The sequence below is a fragment of the Streptomyces sp. AMJ-169 genome (assembly GCF_055597585.1).
Genome location: NZ_JBVLTJ010000001.1, coordinates 829,260 through 845,218 on the forward strand (window position 1 = coordinate 829,260; position 15,959 = coordinate 845,218).

16 protein-coding genes are annotated in these 15,959 nt (G+C 71.6%); 6 read left to right on the forward strand and 10 right to left on the reverse strand.

The annotated features are described in order from the left end of the window. The first annotated feature begins 48 nt into the window (after window positions 1–48). Window positions 49–1,302 carry an alpha-L-fucosidase gene (locus ACYUD3_RS03495; protein ID WP_470963244.1) on the forward strand — a complete coding sequence of 418 codons (1,254 nt, stop codon included), beginning with the start codon at window positions 49–51 and terminating at the stop codon, window positions 1,300–1,302. Between the two features lie 439 nt (window positions 1,303–1,741). Here the strand turns inward: ACYUD3_RS03495 and ACYUD3_RS03500 are convergent, their stop codons facing one another. Then, window positions 1,742–2,902, reverse strand: a complete 1,161-nt coding sequence (locus tag ACYUD3_RS03500) for an ATP-grasp domain-containing protein (protein ID WP_470963247.1) — start codon at window positions 2,900–2,902, stop codon at window positions 1,742–1,744. 322 nt (window positions 2,903–3,224) lie between these two features. On the opposite strand from ACYUD3_RS03500, the gene ACYUD3_RS03505 reads away from it, so the two are divergent. Together ACYUD3_RS03505 and ACYUD3_RS03510 are read left to right on the forward strand one after the other, a co-directional pair. Then, a complete protein-coding gene (locus tag ACYUD3_RS03505; RefSeq protein ID WP_470963956.1) occupies window positions 3,225–4,091 on the forward strand; it encodes a metallophosphoesterase family protein in 867 nt (288 codons plus the stop codon). Continuing rightward, entirely contained in the window at window positions 4,088–4,777 is a 690-nt protein-coding gene (locus ACYUD3_RS03510) for a 4'-phosphopantetheinyl transferase family protein (RefSeq protein ID WP_470963250.1), read from the forward strand. Before ACYUD3_RS03505 ends, ACYUD3_RS03510 begins: the two co-directional genes overlap by 4 nt. A gap of 219 nt (window positions 4,778–4,996) precedes the next feature. Here ACYUD3_RS03510 and ACYUD3_RS03515 read toward each other — a convergent pair whose 3' ends face one another. Both ACYUD3_RS03515 and ACYUD3_RS03520 read right to left on the reverse strand, forming a co-directional pair. Further along, window positions 4,997–5,203, reverse strand: a complete 207-nt coding sequence (locus ACYUD3_RS03515; protein ID WP_470963253.1) for a hypothetical protein — start codon at window positions 5,201–5,203, stop codon at window positions 4,997–4,999. Window positions 5,204–5,376: 173 nt separating this feature from the next. Then, window positions 5,377–6,048, reverse strand: a complete 672-nt coding sequence (locus ACYUD3_RS03520) for a helix-turn-helix domain-containing protein (protein ID WP_470963256.1) — start codon at window positions 6,046–6,048, stop codon at window positions 5,377–5,379. A gap of 257 nt (window positions 6,049–6,305) precedes the next feature. Here ACYUD3_RS03520 and ACYUD3_RS03525 point away from each other — a divergent pair, with 257 nt between their 5' ends. Further along, window positions 6,306–6,989 (forward strand): MmyB family transcriptional regulator, encoded by a 684-nt coding sequence (locus ACYUD3_RS03525; RefSeq protein ID WP_470963259.1) that lies wholly within the window; start codon window positions 6,306–6,308, stop codon window positions 6,987–6,989. Between the two features lie 124 nt (window positions 6,990–7,113). On the opposite strand, the gene ACYUD3_RS03530 is transcribed toward ACYUD3_RS03525, so the two are convergent. From ACYUD3_RS03530 to ACYUD3_RS03560, 7 genes are all read right to left on the reverse strand, one after another. Then, complete coding sequence (locus ACYUD3_RS03530; RefSeq protein ID WP_470963266.1) at window positions 7,114–7,890, reverse strand: ABC transporter ATP-binding protein; 777 nt, start codon at window positions 7,888–7,890, stop codon at window positions 7,114–7,116. Window positions 7,891–7,994: 104 nt separating this feature from the next. Further along, window positions 7,995–8,765, reverse strand: coding sequence for an ABC transporter permease (locus ACYUD3_RS03535; protein WP_470963959.1), 771 nt, complete (start codon window positions 8,763–8,765; stop codon window positions 7,995–7,997). A gap of 80 nt (window positions 8,766–8,845) precedes the next feature. Then, window positions 8,846–9,619 carry an ABC transporter permease gene (locus ACYUD3_RS03540; RefSeq protein WP_470963269.1) on the reverse strand — a complete coding sequence of 258 codons (774 nt, stop codon included), beginning with the start codon at window positions 9,617–9,619 and terminating at the stop codon, window positions 8,846–8,848. After that, window positions 9,616–10,587, reverse strand: coding sequence for an ABC transporter substrate-binding protein (locus ACYUD3_RS03545; protein WP_470963272.1), 972 nt, complete (start codon window positions 10,585–10,587; stop codon window positions 9,616–9,618). Before ACYUD3_RS03545 ends, ACYUD3_RS03540 begins: the two co-directional genes overlap by 4 nt. A 148-nt stretch (window positions 10,588–10,735) precedes the next feature. Beyond that, window positions 10,736–11,671 (reverse strand): PDR/VanB family oxidoreductase, encoded by a 936-nt coding sequence (locus tag ACYUD3_RS03550; RefSeq protein WP_470963275.1) that lies wholly within the window; start codon window positions 11,669–11,671, stop codon window positions 10,736–10,738. Then, on the reverse strand, window positions 11,668–11,862 hold the full coding sequence (locus tag ACYUD3_RS03555; RefSeq protein WP_470963278.1) for a hypothetical protein: 195 nt from the start codon (window positions 11,860–11,862) through the stop codon (window positions 11,668–11,670). Before ACYUD3_RS03555 ends, ACYUD3_RS03550 begins: the two co-directional genes overlap by 4 nt. Next, a complete protein-coding gene (locus ACYUD3_RS03560) occupies window positions 11,859–12,923 on the reverse strand; it encodes an aromatic ring-hydroxylating dioxygenase subunit alpha (protein WP_470963281.1) in 1,065 nt (354 codons plus the stop codon). The genes ACYUD3_RS03555 and ACYUD3_RS03560 overlap by 4 nt, the downstream gene beginning before the upstream one ends. Before the next feature lie 497 nt (window positions 12,924–13,420). On the opposite strand from ACYUD3_RS03560, the gene ACYUD3_RS03565 reads away from it, so the two are divergent. Then, window positions 13,421–13,732: a DUF5132 domain-containing protein gene (locus ACYUD3_RS03565; protein ID WP_470963284.1), complete on the forward strand. Its 312-nt coding sequence runs from the start codon at window positions 13,421–13,423 to the stop codon at window positions 13,730–13,732. 81 nt (window positions 13,733–13,813) lie between these two features. Then, complete coding sequence (locus ACYUD3_RS03570) at window positions 13,814–15,919, forward strand: ABC transporter ATP-binding protein (RefSeq protein WP_470963287.1); 2,106 nt, start codon at window positions 13,814–13,816, stop codon at window positions 15,917–15,919. Window positions 15,920–15,959 lie beyond the last annotated feature (40 nt).

Here is a 15,959-nt window from a genome sequence, read left to right on the forward strand (position 1 = left end):
CCCGCCTTCTGTCTGTCCAAGTCCCCGATTTCGCCGAGGAGTTCAGCCATGCCCATGCAACCCTGGTTCACCGACGCCAAGTTGGGGATCTTCGTCCACTGGGGCATCTACGCCGTGGACGGCGTCCAGGAGTCCTGGTCGTTCTACGACGACATCGTCCCCTACGACCGCTACCTCTCCCAGCTGGAGCGCTTCACCGCCGCCAACTACGACCCCCGCGCCTGGGCCGGCCTCTTCGCCCGGGCCGGCGCCAGGTACGCGGTGCTGACCAGCCGGCACCACGACGGCGTCGCCATGTGGGACACCGAGCACAAGCACCTCGGCCTGGACCGCGACCACCTCACCGGATACGCCGACGCGCTGCGCGAACAGGGCCTCAAGGTCGGCCTCTACTACTCGCACTCCGACTGGAGCCACCCCGACTACGCCAGCACCCGCAAGCCGGGCCGCCCGCCGGAGCAGGAGGACAACCGCTACTCCGAGTGCGCGGCCGAGGACGAGGACCTGGCGGCCTGGGACCGCTTCATCGCCTACCGGGACGGCCAGATACGGGAGTTGGCGCAGCGCTACCGCCCCGACCTGATGTGGTTCGACGGGGAGTGGGACCGCAGCGAGGAGCAGTGGCGCATCCCCGAACTCGCCGCGCTCATCCGGGCCCACGTCCCCGACGTCGTCTTCAACGCCCGCATGCTCAGCGAGGGCGACTACGCGACCCCCGAGCAGGGCGCGCCGATCGTCGCGCCGGACGGCCCGTGGGAGCTGTGCCTCACCATCAACGACTCGTGGGGCTACCAGCACCAGGACCACAACCACAAGTCCCTCGCCCAGCTGATCCGCTACTTCACCGAGACGATCGGCGGGGGCGGCAACCTGCTCCTCGACGTCGGCCCGATGGAGGACGGCACGATCCCCGCGCCGCAGGTCGAGCGGCTGGAGGGCTTGGGGGAGTGGATCCGCAAGCACGAGGAGGCGGTGTACGGGACCGGCCGGGGGCTGCCCGCCGGGCACCACTACGGCCCGAGCACCCTGTCCGCCGACGGCCGCACCCTCTACCTCGTCCTCTTCGACGCCCCGCGCGCGGAGATCGGGGTGCGGGGGCTCGCGACGGGCGTACGGAAGGTGCGGGTCGTCGGGGGCGCCGGCCGGGAGCTGGGGCACCGGGTCGTGGGCGGGCTGCACGACGCGGTGGGGGTGCTGTGGATCGATCGGCCGCAGGAGTCGGACCTCGATCCGTACGCGACGGTCCTGGCGGTGGAGCTGGAGGGGGAGCTGGAGCTGTACCGGGGGTCCGGGCGGGACTGAGTCTGCGGGCGCCGGACGGGGGCTGAGTCTGCGGCGGGCGCCGGATCAAGGGCATCAAGGGCGCCGGGTCAAGGGCGCCGGCCCGGGAGCGGGTCGGGATGTTATTCGGGTCGGTCGGTCGCTCCCCGTGACAGCGGCCGACCGACCCGATCCCCCGATCGCCCCGCGGATCTCTCCCGTACCCCGAACGGGCCCCCGTGAGATCCAGCGGGACTGCGGTGCTCCCCCAGGAGAGGCTTTCTTCCCCCGTGTCCCCCGTTGCTTCCCCCGTGCCTACATGGGTAAGAGCACCGGCCCCGCCCCCTGATACACCCCGGGAAGAAAAAAACTCCCCCGGATTTCAGAAATCCGGGGGAGCAAGGGTGAACGAGGGGGCGCGCGGCGGGAGTTCGGGGGTGTGAGCTGGGCTTACGCCGACGCCGCCCCGGGGCGCGGGGGTTTACGCCGACGCCGTCGCCTCCGAGGCGACCTCCGTCTGGACCGGCTCCGCCTGCTCCACCGACCCCTGCTGCTGCGGGGCCGTCAGGACCGGGAGGGGTTCCTCGACGCGGCGCGGGGGGAGGGAGACGGGGCGCAGCGGGCGGGGGCCGGAGACGACCGTGTAGTCCTGGCCGAGGAACGGCGGCTCGACGGCGCCGGGGTCCTCGCCGAGCGCCAACTGCACCGCCGCCCAAGGGGCGTTGACGCCGCACAGGGAGAGCTGGTGCAGTCCGCCGGCGGGGCGGGTGTTGACGTCCATGAGCACCGGCTCGTCGCCGAACATCCGGAACTGGATGTTGGAGAGGTAGTGCAGCCCGAAGCCCTCGGCGATCCGCCGGGCCTGCCCGATCCACCGCTCGTCGAGGGTGAACCCGCGCCGCCGCCCGTTCTTGGTGCGCCCGATGGCCATACGGACGATGTTGTCGGGCCCGGTGAGGCAGTCCACCGACACCTCGGGCTCCTCCAGCCGCGGCATGACCAGCCAGTCGACGCCCTCCCCGCTCTCCTCGGCGTCCCGCAGGATGCCGACGACCAGGTCCAGCGGCACGTAGGGGCTGGGGAACCCGCCGAGGTGCGCGAGCGAGAAGGGGGCGCGCGTGATGACGCGGAAGCCCACACCGCCCGCCCCGGACGCCGGCTTGAAGCACGCCCTGTGCCCGCCCGCCTCCAACTCCTCGACGGCGGCGATCAGTTCATCGGCATTACGGACCCGGAACCACGGCGGCACCCCGATCCCGATGGCCTGCACGGCCTCGTAGGCGACGACCTTGTCCTCGAACACGGCGACGGCCTGCGGGGTGGGCGCCAGCAGCGCCGTACCGGCGGCCTCGAAGTCGGCGCGGTGGGCGACGACCGCGGACTGGTGCAGCCGGGGGACGAAGACGTCGATGCCCCGGCGTACGCACTGGTCGAGCGCGAACTCGACGTAGGCGGCGGGGGAGAGGCCCTCGTCCGGCTCCAGGTCGGCGGTGTCGGCGGCGGCCAGCACCGGGGAGTTCGGGTCGGCGTGCGTGGCGTGGATCTCGACGGCCCGGTCGCTGGGATTTCTCCGCAGCTGATCCATGAAGAACACGTTCTCCGCGTACGTGCGGTTGAGCCAGACGCGTACGCGAGAGACCATGCGAGGCCGCCTTTCGGGGGTTCGCGGGCAGGGCGAAGCTGCCCGGCCCGGGGCAAGGGGAATGGAGGGTCACCAAACCGCCCTGCGCGAAGGGAAGTTCGAGGCGGTGGTGGTGGGGCGATCATACGGCCTGCGAAGGCTCACGCGTGCAACACACGTGTTACGGCTTTCCAGCCGATGACTGGCGAAAACCAGGAATGTCCGGTGGCCTGAAGTGTCCCCCCGGCACACCTCACACGGGCCGCCCTTGTCGGGCGCCGCCGAATGTGTTGTCGTGGTGACCTTGGAACATGTCCTGACCAGAGAGGTACGGGGGCGCGAAGTGACGTCGACGGCCGGTGGAGCCGGGCAGCTGCTGGCCATCAGCGATCTGCACATCGGATATCCCGAGAACCGGGAGATCGTGGAGAACCTCCACCCCGGCGATGAGAACGACTGGCTGCTGATCGCGGGCGACGTGTCGGAGAACGTCGCCGACATCACATGGGTGCTCAAGACCCTCGCCGGCCGGTTCAGGAAGGTCGTCTGGTCACCGGGCAACCACGAGCTGTGGACCCACCCCAGCGACCCGGTCACCCTGCGCGGCGTCGCCCGCTACGACCACCTCGTCGAGGTCTGCCGCGACCTGGGCGTCGTCACCCCCGAGGACCCCTACCCCATCTGGGAGGGCCCCGACGGACCCGTCGCCGTCGCCCCCCTCTTCCTGCTGTACGACTACTCGTTCCTGCCGCCCGGCTGCGCCACCAAAGAGGCGGGCCTGGAGTACGCGCACGGCACCGGGGTCGTCTGCAACGACGAGTTCCTGCTGCACCCCGACCCCTACCCGACCCGCGAGGCGTGGTGCCGGGCGCGGGTCGCCGAGACCGAACGCCGCCTCGCCGAGCTCCCGCCGGACCTCCCGCTGGTCCTGATGAACCACTACCCCCTCGACCGCCACCCCACCGAGGTCCTCTGGTACCCCGAGTTCGCGATGTGGTGCGGTACGACCCTCACGGCCGACTGGCACCGCCGCTACCCGCTGGCCGCCATGGTCTACGGCCATCTGCACATCCCCCGCACCACCTGGCACGAGGGCGTCCGCTTCGAGGAGGTCTCGGTGGGCTACCCCAGGGAGTGGAAGAAACGCGCGCAGGAGCCCGGCAGGCCCCGGCTGATCCTGCCGGCGCCCGCCAAGGGAGGCGACCAGTGATCGAGCGGCTGCTGCCGGACAGCGTGGTCGCGGTCGAGGCGTTCGGCGCGGACGCCGCCGACCCCGCCGCCGAGGACACGCTCTACCCGCAGGAGAAGGAACTCATCGTCCGCGCGGTGCCCAAGCGCCGGCGCGAGTTCGCCACCGTACGCACCTGCGCCCGGCGCGCCATGGACAAGCTCGGCGTGCCCCCGCAGCCGATCCTGCCCGGTGAGCGCGGCGCGCCCGGCTGGCCCGAGGGGATCGCCGGCAGCATGACGCACTGCGCCGGCTACTGCGCCGCCGTCCTCGTGCGCGCCGCCGACCTCGCCTCCGTCGGCATCGACGCGGAGCCCCACGAGGCGCTCCCCGAAGGCGTCCAGGGGGCCATCGCGCTCCCCGCCGAGGAGGAGCGCCTGGCCCGGCTGAACGCCGCCGAGCCGGGCATCCACTGGGACCGGCTGCTGTTCAGCGCCAAGGAGTCGGTCTACAAGGCCTGGTTCCCGCTCACCGGCAAGTGGCTCGACTTCTCCGGCGCCGACATCACCCTGACGCCGCGTGAACCGGGCGCCGCCGACGGCACGTTGAGCGCCCGGCTGACCGTACCCGGGCCGGTCGTCGGGGGGGTGCGGATCGGCCGGTTCGAGGGGCACTGGACGGTCGGGCAGGGGCTGCTGATCACGGCGATCGACGTACCGCACCCCTAGGGCCTGTCCGGCGGATCAGGCTGGAGGAAATAGACGGTATCTGCCCAGCTCACGCGAGCGGGGTCTGGTGCGTGCAGCTGCAAGGCGGAGGAGGGAGTTGACGCGGAGCGTCGGCGACCGACGACAACGCGGCAGATGTGCGTGCCAGGGCCCGCGACCCCAGCAAGATCCGCCGGACAGGCCCTAGTCCGGCGGGCCGGGGTTCTTCAGCGCGGGGCGCTATGGGCACCACCCCCTCAGCAGCCGGAAGAACCCCTCCTCGTTCCCCGCGAGCCCGGCGTGCGCCAGCGCCCGCTCGGCCTCGGCGAGCACCCCGGGCGGCACCGCCACCCCCGCGTCCATCGAGGCCCGCACGGTGTGCAGCAGCCGCATGTACGCCTGCACGGCGGCACGTTCACGGTCGGTCAGTACGGCAGCTGTCGGCATCGGACGCTCTCCCCAGGTCGACGACGGCTCACGCGCCGCGAGACCTCGACGGCGCACACCCCAGCTTGCCGCCCGCCACTGACAATGCCTCTCAACCCCGGTCGGCGGCGCCCCGGTTCACCTACCCGGCGGAGGTGATAACGGGCCGCTCACCCGGTGAACGTGACGCGCTCTCACGCCTCCGGGCGTCGCACGCTCTCCAGGAGCATGTCCAGCCATTCGGCGACCTTGTCGCGGTGCTGGTCGGTGGGGAGTTGGGCGGCGCGCCAGGCTATGCCGCGCACGCCGTGGTCCTGGAGGAGGCGCTCCAGGGGGTCGCTCGCGGCGGCCGCCTCGCGTTCGGCGAGCTGCTGGAGGAGGTCCTGCTCGGTGTGCTGGAGGGCGGCGCAGAGGGCTTCGGGGTCCTCGGCGGTCAGGAAGCCGGCGTGGACGCGGAAGAAGCGCTGGAGGGCGTCGCAGTGCTCCATCGTGGGGCGCCGGTCGCCGTTGATGAGCGCGCCCGCCTGCTGCCGCGACATGCCCGCGCCGTCGGCTATCTCCTGCTGCGTGTACTTGCGGCCACCGGGTTTCAGCCGGGTGCGGCGCAGCAGCCCGAGCCGCTGGAGGAAACGCTCCTGCACGTCCGGCTCGCCCGCGGCCTTGCCGCTCAGCAGCGCTTTGACGACCGGCTCGGGGACCCCGCTGGCCACCGACAGCCGGGCGGGGTCGAAGACCTGCGCGTGGGGCACGCCGAGGCGGTCGGCGAGCGCGGTGACCCGGGCGACGACGGCGGCCGGCGAAGCCGTCGCCGGGGCGCCGGGAACCTCGTGGTCGTCCGTACCGCCGGCCCTGAAGTCATCCGTCACCGAACAGGCTCCTCCGTCTCTCCGGGCCGGCCGCGCGGCCTCTTGCGCCCCGCGCCCAGGTGCCACCGACTGTCACGGTGAACTGCCGGGAGAGTAGCGGGTTTTTCGAACTCGCATCCAGGTTCCGCCACAACTGTGGCCAATTTCAGCCTTCAACGTCCGCGAAATGCCACGATAGTTGACACGGCAACTCTCGGGGAAGCAGGATCGGGGCGCCGCGAGAAGGCCGCGCATCAGGCAAGAGGGGTGACCTCCCGATGGCATATCAGGCAGGTGGGCAGCGGTCCGTACCGCGCCCCGTCCCCGAGGACCCGGAGGGCCGGGCGTATCTCCAGGACTACGCCGCGCTGCTGGAAGCGGTGTCCTTCCCGTCGGTGGTCCTCGACGGCCGCTGGGACGTCGTTCTCGCCAACAACGCTTTCCGGACGCTTTTCGGGGAGGTCGGCCCGCATCCGACGGCCATGCCCGCCGACAACTTCCTGCGCTTCGTCCTCTTCCACCCGGACGCCGCCGAGGTCCTCGGCGAGCACGAGTCGCGCTGGTGCCTGCCGATGCTCGCGCACTTCGCCGCGGCCCTGGAGCGCGACCCCCAGGACCGCGAACTCCAGTCCGTGCGCCGGGAGATCGCCGAGGACCCCATCATGGAGGCCGCCTACCGGCACGGCCTGCCGCACTGGGTCCGCACCGCCGGCGCCGAGGCGACCACCGACGACGGCTCCGTACGGCCGCTGCTGCACCCCGACCCGCGCTGGGGCGCCACCGACTGCCGGCTCGTCACCGAGGCGCCGGGCGCGCTCCAGGCGATGGGGTACACCCGGCTGACCCTGGTGCTGCGGGAGCGGCGGCGCGCGCCGCATCCCGGGCGCCGGGCGCGCGGAGTGCGGCGCGGCGCCGGACATCTGACCGTGCTGCCCGGTGGAGGGTCCGTTCCCGAAGCGTGATTCCCTTGCGAGACCCCCGCCGGGCACCGTCGTCGTTCAGGTCTTCGACGGCGCCCGGGCGGGCCGAGTGGGTCCGACGGGGTCAGTCGGGGTCAGTCGGGGGAGTCGGGGGCGCTGGGGGGCGTCAGTCGGGGGCGTTCTGTTTCGCGGCGCGCACCTGCTCGTACACCCGGGTCCGCAGCTGGGCGAAGCGCGGCTCCACGCGGGTGTGCACCTGGTCGCGCTCCTGCGGCAGGTCGACGGCCAGCTCCTCGCGGACCACGGTCGGGGAGGCCGACAGGACGACGACCCGCTGGCCGAGGTAGACGGCCTCGTCGATGTCGTGCGTCACGAACAGGACCGTCATCCCGCGCTCCTGCCACAGCCGCCGCACCAAGTCCTCCAGATCCGCCCGCGTCTGCGCGTCGACGGCCGCGAACGGCTCGTCCATCAGCAGGACTTGGGGCTCGTACGCCAGCGCCCGCGCGATCGCCACCCGCTGCTGCATGCCGCCCGACAGCTGCCACGGATAGGCGCGCGCGGAGTCCGGCAGGCCGACGGCGGCGAGCGCGTCCGCGACCAGCTCCCGGCGCCGCTCCTTCGCCAACCCCTTCTGCTTCAGCGGCAGTCCGACGTTCTCGGCGACCCGCAGCCAGGGGAAGAGACTGCGGCCGTACTCCTGGAACACGAACGCCATCCCGGGCGGCGGACCCGTAACTTGCCTTCCCGCGAGCAGGACTTCACCGCCGCTGGGGTCGAGCAGCCCGCCGATGCACTTGAGCAGCGTCGTCTTGCCGCACCCCGACGGGCCCACGACACAGACGAGTTCGCCCTCGCCGACCGTGAACGTCAGCTCCCGCAGCGCCTCGACCGGCCGCTCGGCGCCCGCGTAGACCTTGCGCAGACCGCGTACGTCGAGCATGGGGCTCCTGTTCGGGGGGAGTTGGGGGTGCTGGGGTTCTTTGACGGGGTTCACCGGGGGCTCGGGGTGCGCGGGAGGCTCGGGCGCCGCCGCACGCGTACGGTTCACCGGCGCCGCCGGTCCGCCGCGCGGCGGCCGTGGTGCCAGCCGAGCACCCGCCGCTCGACCGCCTGGAACAGCACCGACAGCGCGAACCCGAGCAGACCGAGGACGAGGATGCCGGTCCACATGCCGGGGATCGCGAACCCGCGCTGGAACTGCACGATCGTGAACCCGATGCCGTCGCTCGCCGCGAACATCTCGCTGATGACCATGAGGATGATCCCCACGGACAGCGCCTGCCGCAGCCCCGCGAAGATCTGCGGCCCGGCCGACGGCAGCACGAGATGCCGCAGCCGCGCGAGCCCCGTGACGCCGTAGACCCGCGCGGTCTCGGCCGCCACCGGGTCCACCGCGCGCACCCCCTCCACGGTGTTGAGCAGCACCGGCCACACGCAGCCGGCAGCGATGACCACGACCTTCATGGTGGTCCCGATCCCCGCGAACAGCATGATCACCGGTACGAGGACCGGCGGCGGCACCGCCCGCAGGAACTCCAGCACCGGCTCGCAGAAGGCGCGCACCCGGCGGTACGAGCCGATGACGGTACCGGCGGCCACGCCTGCGACGGCCGCCAGCGCGTACCCGCCGGCCAGCCGCAGCACACTCGGGACGACGTCCGCCCGCAGCCGCTCCGGGGTCCAGACGTCGGGGAACGTCCGGAGGATGGTGCGCAGCGGGGGCCAGTAGACGTCGGTCGAGCCGGAGGAGGCGAGCCACCAGAGGGCGAGGAGGGTGAGGGGGAGGGCGAGGGCGGTGAAGAGGCGCTTCAGCAGGGGGAGTTGGGGGAAGCAGCGCTTCTTGGGGCCCGTCCCCGAGGGGCGCTTCCGCACAGGGAGGTTCGTCGCGGGGCGCTTCACGCCGGTACCTCCGCCCGTATCGACTGATGCCAGCGCAGCGCCCGCCGTTCCACCGCCCGCGCCCCCGTGTTGACCAGCAGCCCGAGCAGCCCGGTCACCACGATCAGCGCGTACATGTCCGGCACGGCCTGCGAGGTCTGCGCGACGGCGATGCGCGCGCCCAACCCCGGTGCCCCGATGACGAGTTCGGCGGTGACGGTGAGGATCAGGGCGACGGCCGCCGCGAGCCGCACCCCGGTCATGACGTACGGCAGCGCCGTCGGCCACAGCACGTGCCGCACCCGCGCCCAGGCGCCGAGCCCGTAGGAGCGGGCGGTCTCCTCCGCGACGGGGTCGACGTCCTGGACGCCGTACAGCACCTGCACGAGGACCTGCCAGAACGCGGCGTACACCACCAGCAGGAGGACGGAGCGCAGTTCGGTGCCGTAGAGGAGGACGGCCAGCGGGATGAGGGCGACGGAGGGGATGGGGCGCAGGAACTCGACGGTGGACGCGGTGAGTTCGCGGGCGTGGGGGACGGTCGCCAGGGCGAGGCCGGCGAGGATCCCGGCGGTCACCGCGAGGGCGAGGCCGAGGGCCCAGCCGGTGAGGGTGTCGCCGAGGGCCGACCAGAAGGCGGGGTCGGTGAGTTCGGTGCCGAGCGCTTTGAGAATGCGGTAAGTCGGCGGGAAATAGGCCTCGTCGACGAGACCGAGACGCGGCACCGCCTCTCCCGCGGCGAGGAAGACCAGGAGCCCGGCGGCGCCGAGGGCGGCGTTCTCTCCTCTCACGGCAGCAGCTTGTCCAGATCGGGCGCGGACTTGAACAGCCCGTCCTGAGCACCGAGCTTCTCCAGCGCCTCGATCGACGAACGGTTCGGCTGCGCGGGCCACTTGGGCAGCGTGACCTTCGCGAGCACGGCCGCCGGGATCTTCGTGTACGTCGTGACGACCTGCCGCACCTCGTCCGGGTGGGCGTCGGCGTAGGCGAGGGACTCGGCGGTCGCGGCGTGGAACTTCCGTACGGTGTCCGGGTGTTGTTGCTCGTACTGGGTCGAGGAGAAGTACATCGCGACGGTGAGATCCGGGGCGACGTCGACCATGGGGGAGGCGATCTCGACGGCGCCCTGGGCGAGGACGGTCGCGAGCGCCGGTTCGACGACCATCGCGGCGTCGACCCGCCCGGCGTCCAGCGCGGCCGGCATCTGGTCGAACGCCAGCTCCACGAAGTCGACTTGGTCCGGATCGCCGCCCGCCCCCCGCACCGACTCCCGTACGGCCGTCTCGTTGATGTTCTTCAGCGTGTTGATGGCGACCTTCTTGCCGCCGAGCTGCTTCGCGGAGCCGATCGGGCTGCCCTTCTTCACCACCAGCGCCCCGAAGTCCTTGCCCCGCACGCCCGTTGAGGCGTTGCCGTTCGAAACGGCCTTCACGGGGACGCCGTTGGACTGGGCGATCATCAGCGAGGTCACGTTGCTGAAGCCGAACTGGAACTGGCCGCTGACCACACCGGGCACGATCGCGGCGCCGCCCTGCGCGGTCGTGATCGACAGTTTCAGACCCTGCTTGGCGTAGAACCCCTGCTGCACACCGAGGTAGATGGGGGCGACGTCGACGATCGGGATCAGCCCGAGCTTGACGGTCGTCGTACCGTCCTTCGCCGAACTCCCGCCGGAAGAGCTGGAGTCGTCCGACGAGCCGCAGGCCGCCGCGGCGAGGAGCAGGGTGCCGGCGGCGAGACCGGCGAGCAGTGGACGCATGGGGCAACTCCTGAGTGGGGGTGGGGAGTTCCGACAGTCTGTGGGGAGGCTGTGCGTGGCGGACACGTTCTTGCCGAATCGCGTACAGCGGGACGGTAGAGGGGCGGGTGCCGCGGGTCAACGGTCCCGACCACGCCATGAGCCGCCGCTACAGGTCCAGCACCAGCCGCTGCCCCCGGCACCGCGACACGCAGATCAGCATCGTGTCCCCGGCCGCCCGCTCCGCCTCCGACAGCACCGAGTCCCGGTGGTCGGGCGTCCCCTCGACGACGTCGGTCTCGCACGTCCCGCAGGTCCCCTCGGTGCAGGAGTACAGCACCTCGACCCCGGCGGCCCGCACCGCGTCGAGCACCGAGACGTCCGGCGCGACGGTCAGCGTACGGCCGCTGCGCTCCAGGACGACCTCGAACTCCCGCTCCTCGCCCGCCTTTTGGACCTTCGGCCGGAACCGCTCCACCCGCAGCACGGCCGGCGGACAGCGCTCCTCCACCGCGTCGAGCAGCGCCCCCGGGCCGCAGCAGTACACGAGGGTGCCGTCAGGGATCGAGTCCAGGACCGCGCCGAGGTCCAGCAGCCCGCTCTCGTCCTGCGGAGCGACGGTCACCCGCTCGCCGTAGCGCGCCAACTCCCCGGTGAACGCCATCGATCGACGCGTCCGGCCGCCGTACAGCAACGTCCATTCGGCGCCCGCCGCCTCGGCCGCCGCGAGCATCGGCAGCAGCGGGGTGATGCCGATGCCGCCCGCGACGAACCGGTAGCGGGGCGCGGGTTCGAGCCGGAAGTTGTTGCGCGGGCCGCGTACCCGGAGCTTGTCGCCGACGCCCAACTTCTCGTGCGCGTAGGCGGATCCGCCCCGCCCGTCCGGCTCGCGCAGCACGGCGATCCGCCAGCCGGAACGGTCTTCGGGGTCACCACAGAGGGAGTACTGGCGCTCGAGTCCGGGACTGAGAAGGACGTCGAGGTGCGCGCCCGGTTCCCAGGACGGGAGTCGGTCGCCGAGGGGATGCCGGAGGGTGAGGGAGACGACGCCGTCGGCGGACAACTCCTTCTCGGCGACGACGAGTTCGGCTTCGTACAGGCTCATGCGGGTTGCTCCGGAAGCTGGTGCGGGGGTCGGTTCGGCGGCCGGTGTCCTTCGGGATGCCCCAGCATCCACTCCCACATCTCCACCGGGTCCTGCGCGGAGTGCTCGGCGCCGCAGTGGCAGGTGCCGTACAGCACGTCGGTGCCCGGCAGCCAGGCGATGCGGTAGACCTCGCCGGTCGGCGCGCTCACAGCACCCGCTCCACCGGCTTGTCGCCCTCCTCGATCAGCCGGGCGAGGATACGGCGCGCGGCGAGCCCGCCGGTGTCGATGTTGATGCTCAGCTCCTGATAGCCGTCGCGCTCCGAACCGAGCGTGCGCTGAAGGAGGTTGAGCGCGTCGACGTCCTGCATGACGACCGTGTGGTTGTTGCCCCGCAGGAACTCCGTGACCTCCTCGTCGTCGGTCGCCCAGTCCCGCGAGACCATCCAGAAGTCGTAGACCTTGCCGTCGCCGGACGGGGTGATGGCGTACGTGATCTCGGTGTGGAAGCCGTTCGGGTCACTGCCGTCGGCCTCCGGCAGCACGCCGACCGGCGCGATCCGGCTGTGCAGCAGATACAGGCACGGCGCGTGGTACTCGATGTCCTGCCAGCGCGTGATCCGCCCGCTGATCCCGGTCGAACGGGCGTAGAACGGCGGGCACTCGGCGTCGTCCATGTGCCGGCTGACCCGCACGATCCCCGCGCCCTCGTCGACCTCCGTCGTGATCGGCGTCTCCGCGACCTCCGGCGTGCCGATGTACCCGCCGTGCAGATACGTCTCGTGCGAGAGGTCCAGCAGATTGTCGACGAGCAGCCCGTAGTCGGCGTCGATCGGCTCCATCCCGCGTACGGTCACCCAGCCCGGGGAGTCGAGATGCCGGGCGCGCGGTATCGCCGCCGCGTCGGCGAGCGCCGGGTCCCCGATCCACACCCACACCAGCGTGTCCTGCTCGACCACCGGGTACGACAGGACACGCGCCGTGCGCGGCACGCGTTTCTGGCCGGGGACGTACACGCAGGCGCCGGTGGTGTCGTAGGTGAAGCCGTGGTAGCCGCAGACGATCCGGTCGCCGTCCAGGCCGCTCTCCGAGAGGGGGAAGCGCCGGTGCACGCAGCGGTCGTGCAGGGCGACGGGGGTGCCGTCGGCCTCGGTGCGGTAGACGACGATCGGCTCGCCGAGCACCGTGCGGCCGAGGAGTTCGCGGCCCACCTCGTGGCTGTAGGCGATCACGTACCACTGGTTCCTGGCGAAGGCGGTCGTGTGCGGCATCGTTGCGGCTCCCGTCTGGTCGGCCGGTTCTGGTCGGCTGTTGCGCCATCGTCGGGAAGCGGGCCGGGGCGGGGCAACGCGACTTCCGTCTCGCGGAAGAGCGGCTGGTGGGGCGGGGGCGGTGGCCGGTGGGGCGGTTCCGGCGGCCGGTGGGGCGGTCTCGGCGGCCGGTGGGGCGGGGCGCGCGGGCGGCAACTTCGGTATGCGGGTCAAGATCGGCTAATGGCCGGAAAAGGCGTGCACGTTCGGTCAATTCATGGGGAGAGATGGGGTGCCGGGCCTTTGTCGTGGGCCCTCGGTGCGGGGCTCGCCGGTATGGCCGGTGGTCGCCCGCTGGCCGGAAAAAATCGGCGGGGTTACGAGGGTTGACTCGTTCGGGTGAAGGCCTTCGAACGGGCTGGAGGCCGCCCCGGAGAGTTCATATAAGCTCCATCCGTTCCGTGATTATTGCCCGGCCATTCCCATTGCCCCCTCCCCGAGAAAGGGATTACAGAGCCATGCCTCCAGTCGTCCCCCCGTTTCTGATCGGCCTCATCGCCGCCCCGCTCGCCAAGCGCATCGTCACCCCGCTGCTGAAAGGGGTCCTGAAGACCTCGGTGGGCCTCGTCATGGAGGTCAAGCGCGCCGCCCACGAGGCGAGCGAGGGGCTGCACGACCTGGCGGCCGAGGTGACCGCCGAGGTCGTGGCCGCGCAGCTGGCCGCGAGCGGCGGCGCGCCGGCCCAGGCCGCGGTCCCCGCGAGCGGGGCGGGCAGCGCGGCCAAGTCGGCCGCCGCCAAGCCCCGGCCGGCCGGCGGCAAAACGCAGTAGGAACCGGAGCGCTCTTCCGTAAGTCAGGCAGCACGACACCCCCTGGACAGGAGGTGCCGAGAACATGGGAACCTTCTGGACATGGCACTACTGAGAATTCGGTCGAATGTGCCGGGGCGGCAGCGGTGGAGCGTTCCGGAAACCTTAGGGAAACCGGAGCTTTCCGACGCGCTCGCACGTGTTCTTCAGGAAATCGACGGCATTAAATCGGTGCGGGTCAATTCCGTCACCGGAAGCGTTCTCGTCCTGCATGGAAAGGGATGGGGGAGCGCGGAGGTCGGGGCGCTGCTGCGGCGGTCGATGCTTGCGCTTTCCGGCAGGGCGGAGAAGGAGGCCACCCGGGAACTCGCTGGGGAAGTCACTAGGGAAGCCTCTGGGTCTGGTTCTGGGGAGGTTTCTGGGGAAGCCGCCCGGCACTCCTCCTCCGTACGCGCCCTCCTGGACATCGCCGGCGAGCACAAACCCCGGCTGGCCCTGGCGACCGGTCTCTCCGCGGTCTGCCAACTCGCCGAAGTGGCCTGCGGGTTGTTCCTCGGCTGGACCGCGCTCGTGCTGATCAAGGGCTCCTGCCCGCCGCTCGTCGCGCTCGGCATCACCGGCGCCTCCGCCCAGCTGTGGACCCTCGCGGGCGCCGCCGCCGTGGCCTGCGCCGCCGTCGGCGGGCTGTCGTATGCCGCGCACCGCGAGTGGCGCGGGCTCGGGCAGGCGGTGCAGCAGGACTGGCGCAACTCCACCTACGCCCACGTACAGCGCCTGGAAATGGGCCAGTTGGAGGGGGAGCGGACCACGCGGATCGCCGGGGTGCTCACCGACGAGGTCGCCCAACTCGGCGGGTTCTTCTCGACCTGCGCCAACGACGTCGTACAACTCGGCACCAGCTTCCTCATCTTGGTGCCCGCGTTCCTGCTGCTCGCGCCGCAGATCGCGTGGATCGCGTTCCTGCCGATGCCGATCGTGGCGTGGCTGTCGTTCCACTACCAGGACCGGGTCGCCGCCGACTACGCCGTCTCCAGCGAGCACCGCGCCGAGCTGCACAGCCAGTTGGTGAACAGCCTCCAGGCCGGCGCCACCGTCAAGAGCTTCTGCACCGAGGACCACGAGGCCGCGCGGCTCGACGAGTTGGGCGAGCGGTACCGGCTCAGCAACCAGCGCACCGACCGGGGCACCGTACGGCACGGCGAGACCGTCCGCGCCACCACCACCGCCGCCATGATCGGCATGCTGCTGCTCGGCGGCCGGGCCGTCCTCGACGGCAGCCTGCCCTTCGAGGTCTACAGCCCCCTCATCGGCCTGCCCCAGCAGGTCCTGGTCCGCCTCACCCGCCTCGGCACCGTCGCCGACCAGTACCAGCGCACCCTCACCGCCTACGACCGGGTCCGCCATCTGCACGCCCTGCCCACCGAACCCGTGGGCGAGGAACGGCCGTTGGACCCCGCGACCGTACGCGGTGCCATCCGGCTGAAGGACGTCACCTTCGCCTACTCCGGCCGCCCGCCCGTCCTGGAGAAGCTCTCCCTCGACATCGCGCCCGGCCGCGTCACCGGCATCGTCGGCGCCACCGGCTCCGGCAAGACCACCGTCGCCAAACTCCTGATGCGCTTCCAGGACGCGGCCTCGGGGGACGTGACTCTCGACGGCCAGGACATCCGCGACCTCGACCGCCGCGACCTGCGCCGCTCCATCGGCTTCGTCGCCCAGGACCCCTTCCTCTTCGACGGCACCATCGCCGACAACATCCGCTACGGCAGCTTCGGCGCGAGCGACGAAGAGGTCGAGCGCGCCGCCCGCACCGCCGAGGCGCACCCCTTCGTCGCCGCCCTCCCCGACCGCTACGCCACCCGCATCGGTGAGCGCGGCGCCGCCCTCTCCGGCGGCCAGAAACAGCGCATCGCCCTGGCCCGCGCCATCCTCAAGGACTCACCCGTCGTCATCCTCGACGAGGCGACGTCCGCCGTCGACAACGAGACCGAGGCCGCGATCCAGCGCGCGCTGCGCGGGTTCGCCGAGGGCCGCACCCTCATCGTCATCGCCCACCGTCTCTCCACCATCCGCTCCGCCGACCACATCCACGTCCTCGACAAGGGCGGGGTGGTCGCCGAGCAGGGCACGCACGCCGAACTCCTCGGCAGGGGCGGTCTCTACGCCTCGCTGTGGCAGCTTCAGGCGGGCGAACAGGGCGCGGCTTAGCCCGACTTGGCCTTGTCCCCGGCTCGGGCTCATCCCCAGC

What these genes read in the sequence shown, in the direction of transcription:
- ACYUD3_RS03495 (WP_470963244.1), top strand. Translation starts at nt 49, where the DNA reads ATGCCCATGCAACCCTGGTTCACCGACGCCAAGTTGGGGATCTTCGTC.
- ACYUD3_RS03500 (WP_470963247.1), bottom strand. Translation starts at nt 2,902, where the DNA reads ATGGTCTCTCGCGTACGCGTCTGGCTCAACCGCACGTACGCGGAGAAC.
- ACYUD3_RS03515 (WP_470963253.1), bottom strand. Translation starts at nt 5,203, where the DNA reads ATGCCGACAGCTGCCGTACTGACCGACCGTGAACGTGCCGCCGTGCAG.
- ACYUD3_RS03525 (WP_470963259.1), top strand. Translation starts at nt 6,306, where the DNA reads ATGGCATATCAGGCAGGTGGGCAGCGGTCCGTACCGCGCCCCGTCCCC.
- ACYUD3_RS03530 (WP_470963266.1), bottom strand. Translation starts at nt 7,890, where the DNA reads ATGCTCGACGTACGCGGTCTGCGCAAGGTCTACGCGGGCGCCGAGCGG.
- ACYUD3_RS03545 (WP_470963272.1), bottom strand. Translation starts at nt 10,587, where the DNA reads ATGCGTCCACTGCTCGCCGGTCTCGCCGCCGGCACCCTGCTCCTCGCC.
- ACYUD3_RS03550 (WP_470963275.1), bottom strand. Translation starts at nt 11,671, where the DNA reads ATGAGCCTGTACGAAGCCGAACTCGTCGTCGCCGAGAAGGAGTTGTCC.
- ACYUD3_RS03560 (WP_470963281.1), bottom strand. Translation starts at nt 12,923, where the DNA reads ATGCCGCACACGACCGCCTTCGCCAGGAACCAGTGGTACGTGATCGCC.
- ACYUD3_RS03565 (WP_470963284.1), top strand. Translation starts at nt 13,421, where the DNA reads ATGCCTCCAGTCGTCCCCCCGTTTCTGATCGGCCTCATCGCCGCCCCG.
- ACYUD3_RS03570 (WP_470963287.1), top strand. Translation starts at nt 13,814, where the DNA reads ATGGCACTACTGAGAATTCGGTCGAATGTGCCGGGGCGGCAGCGGTGG.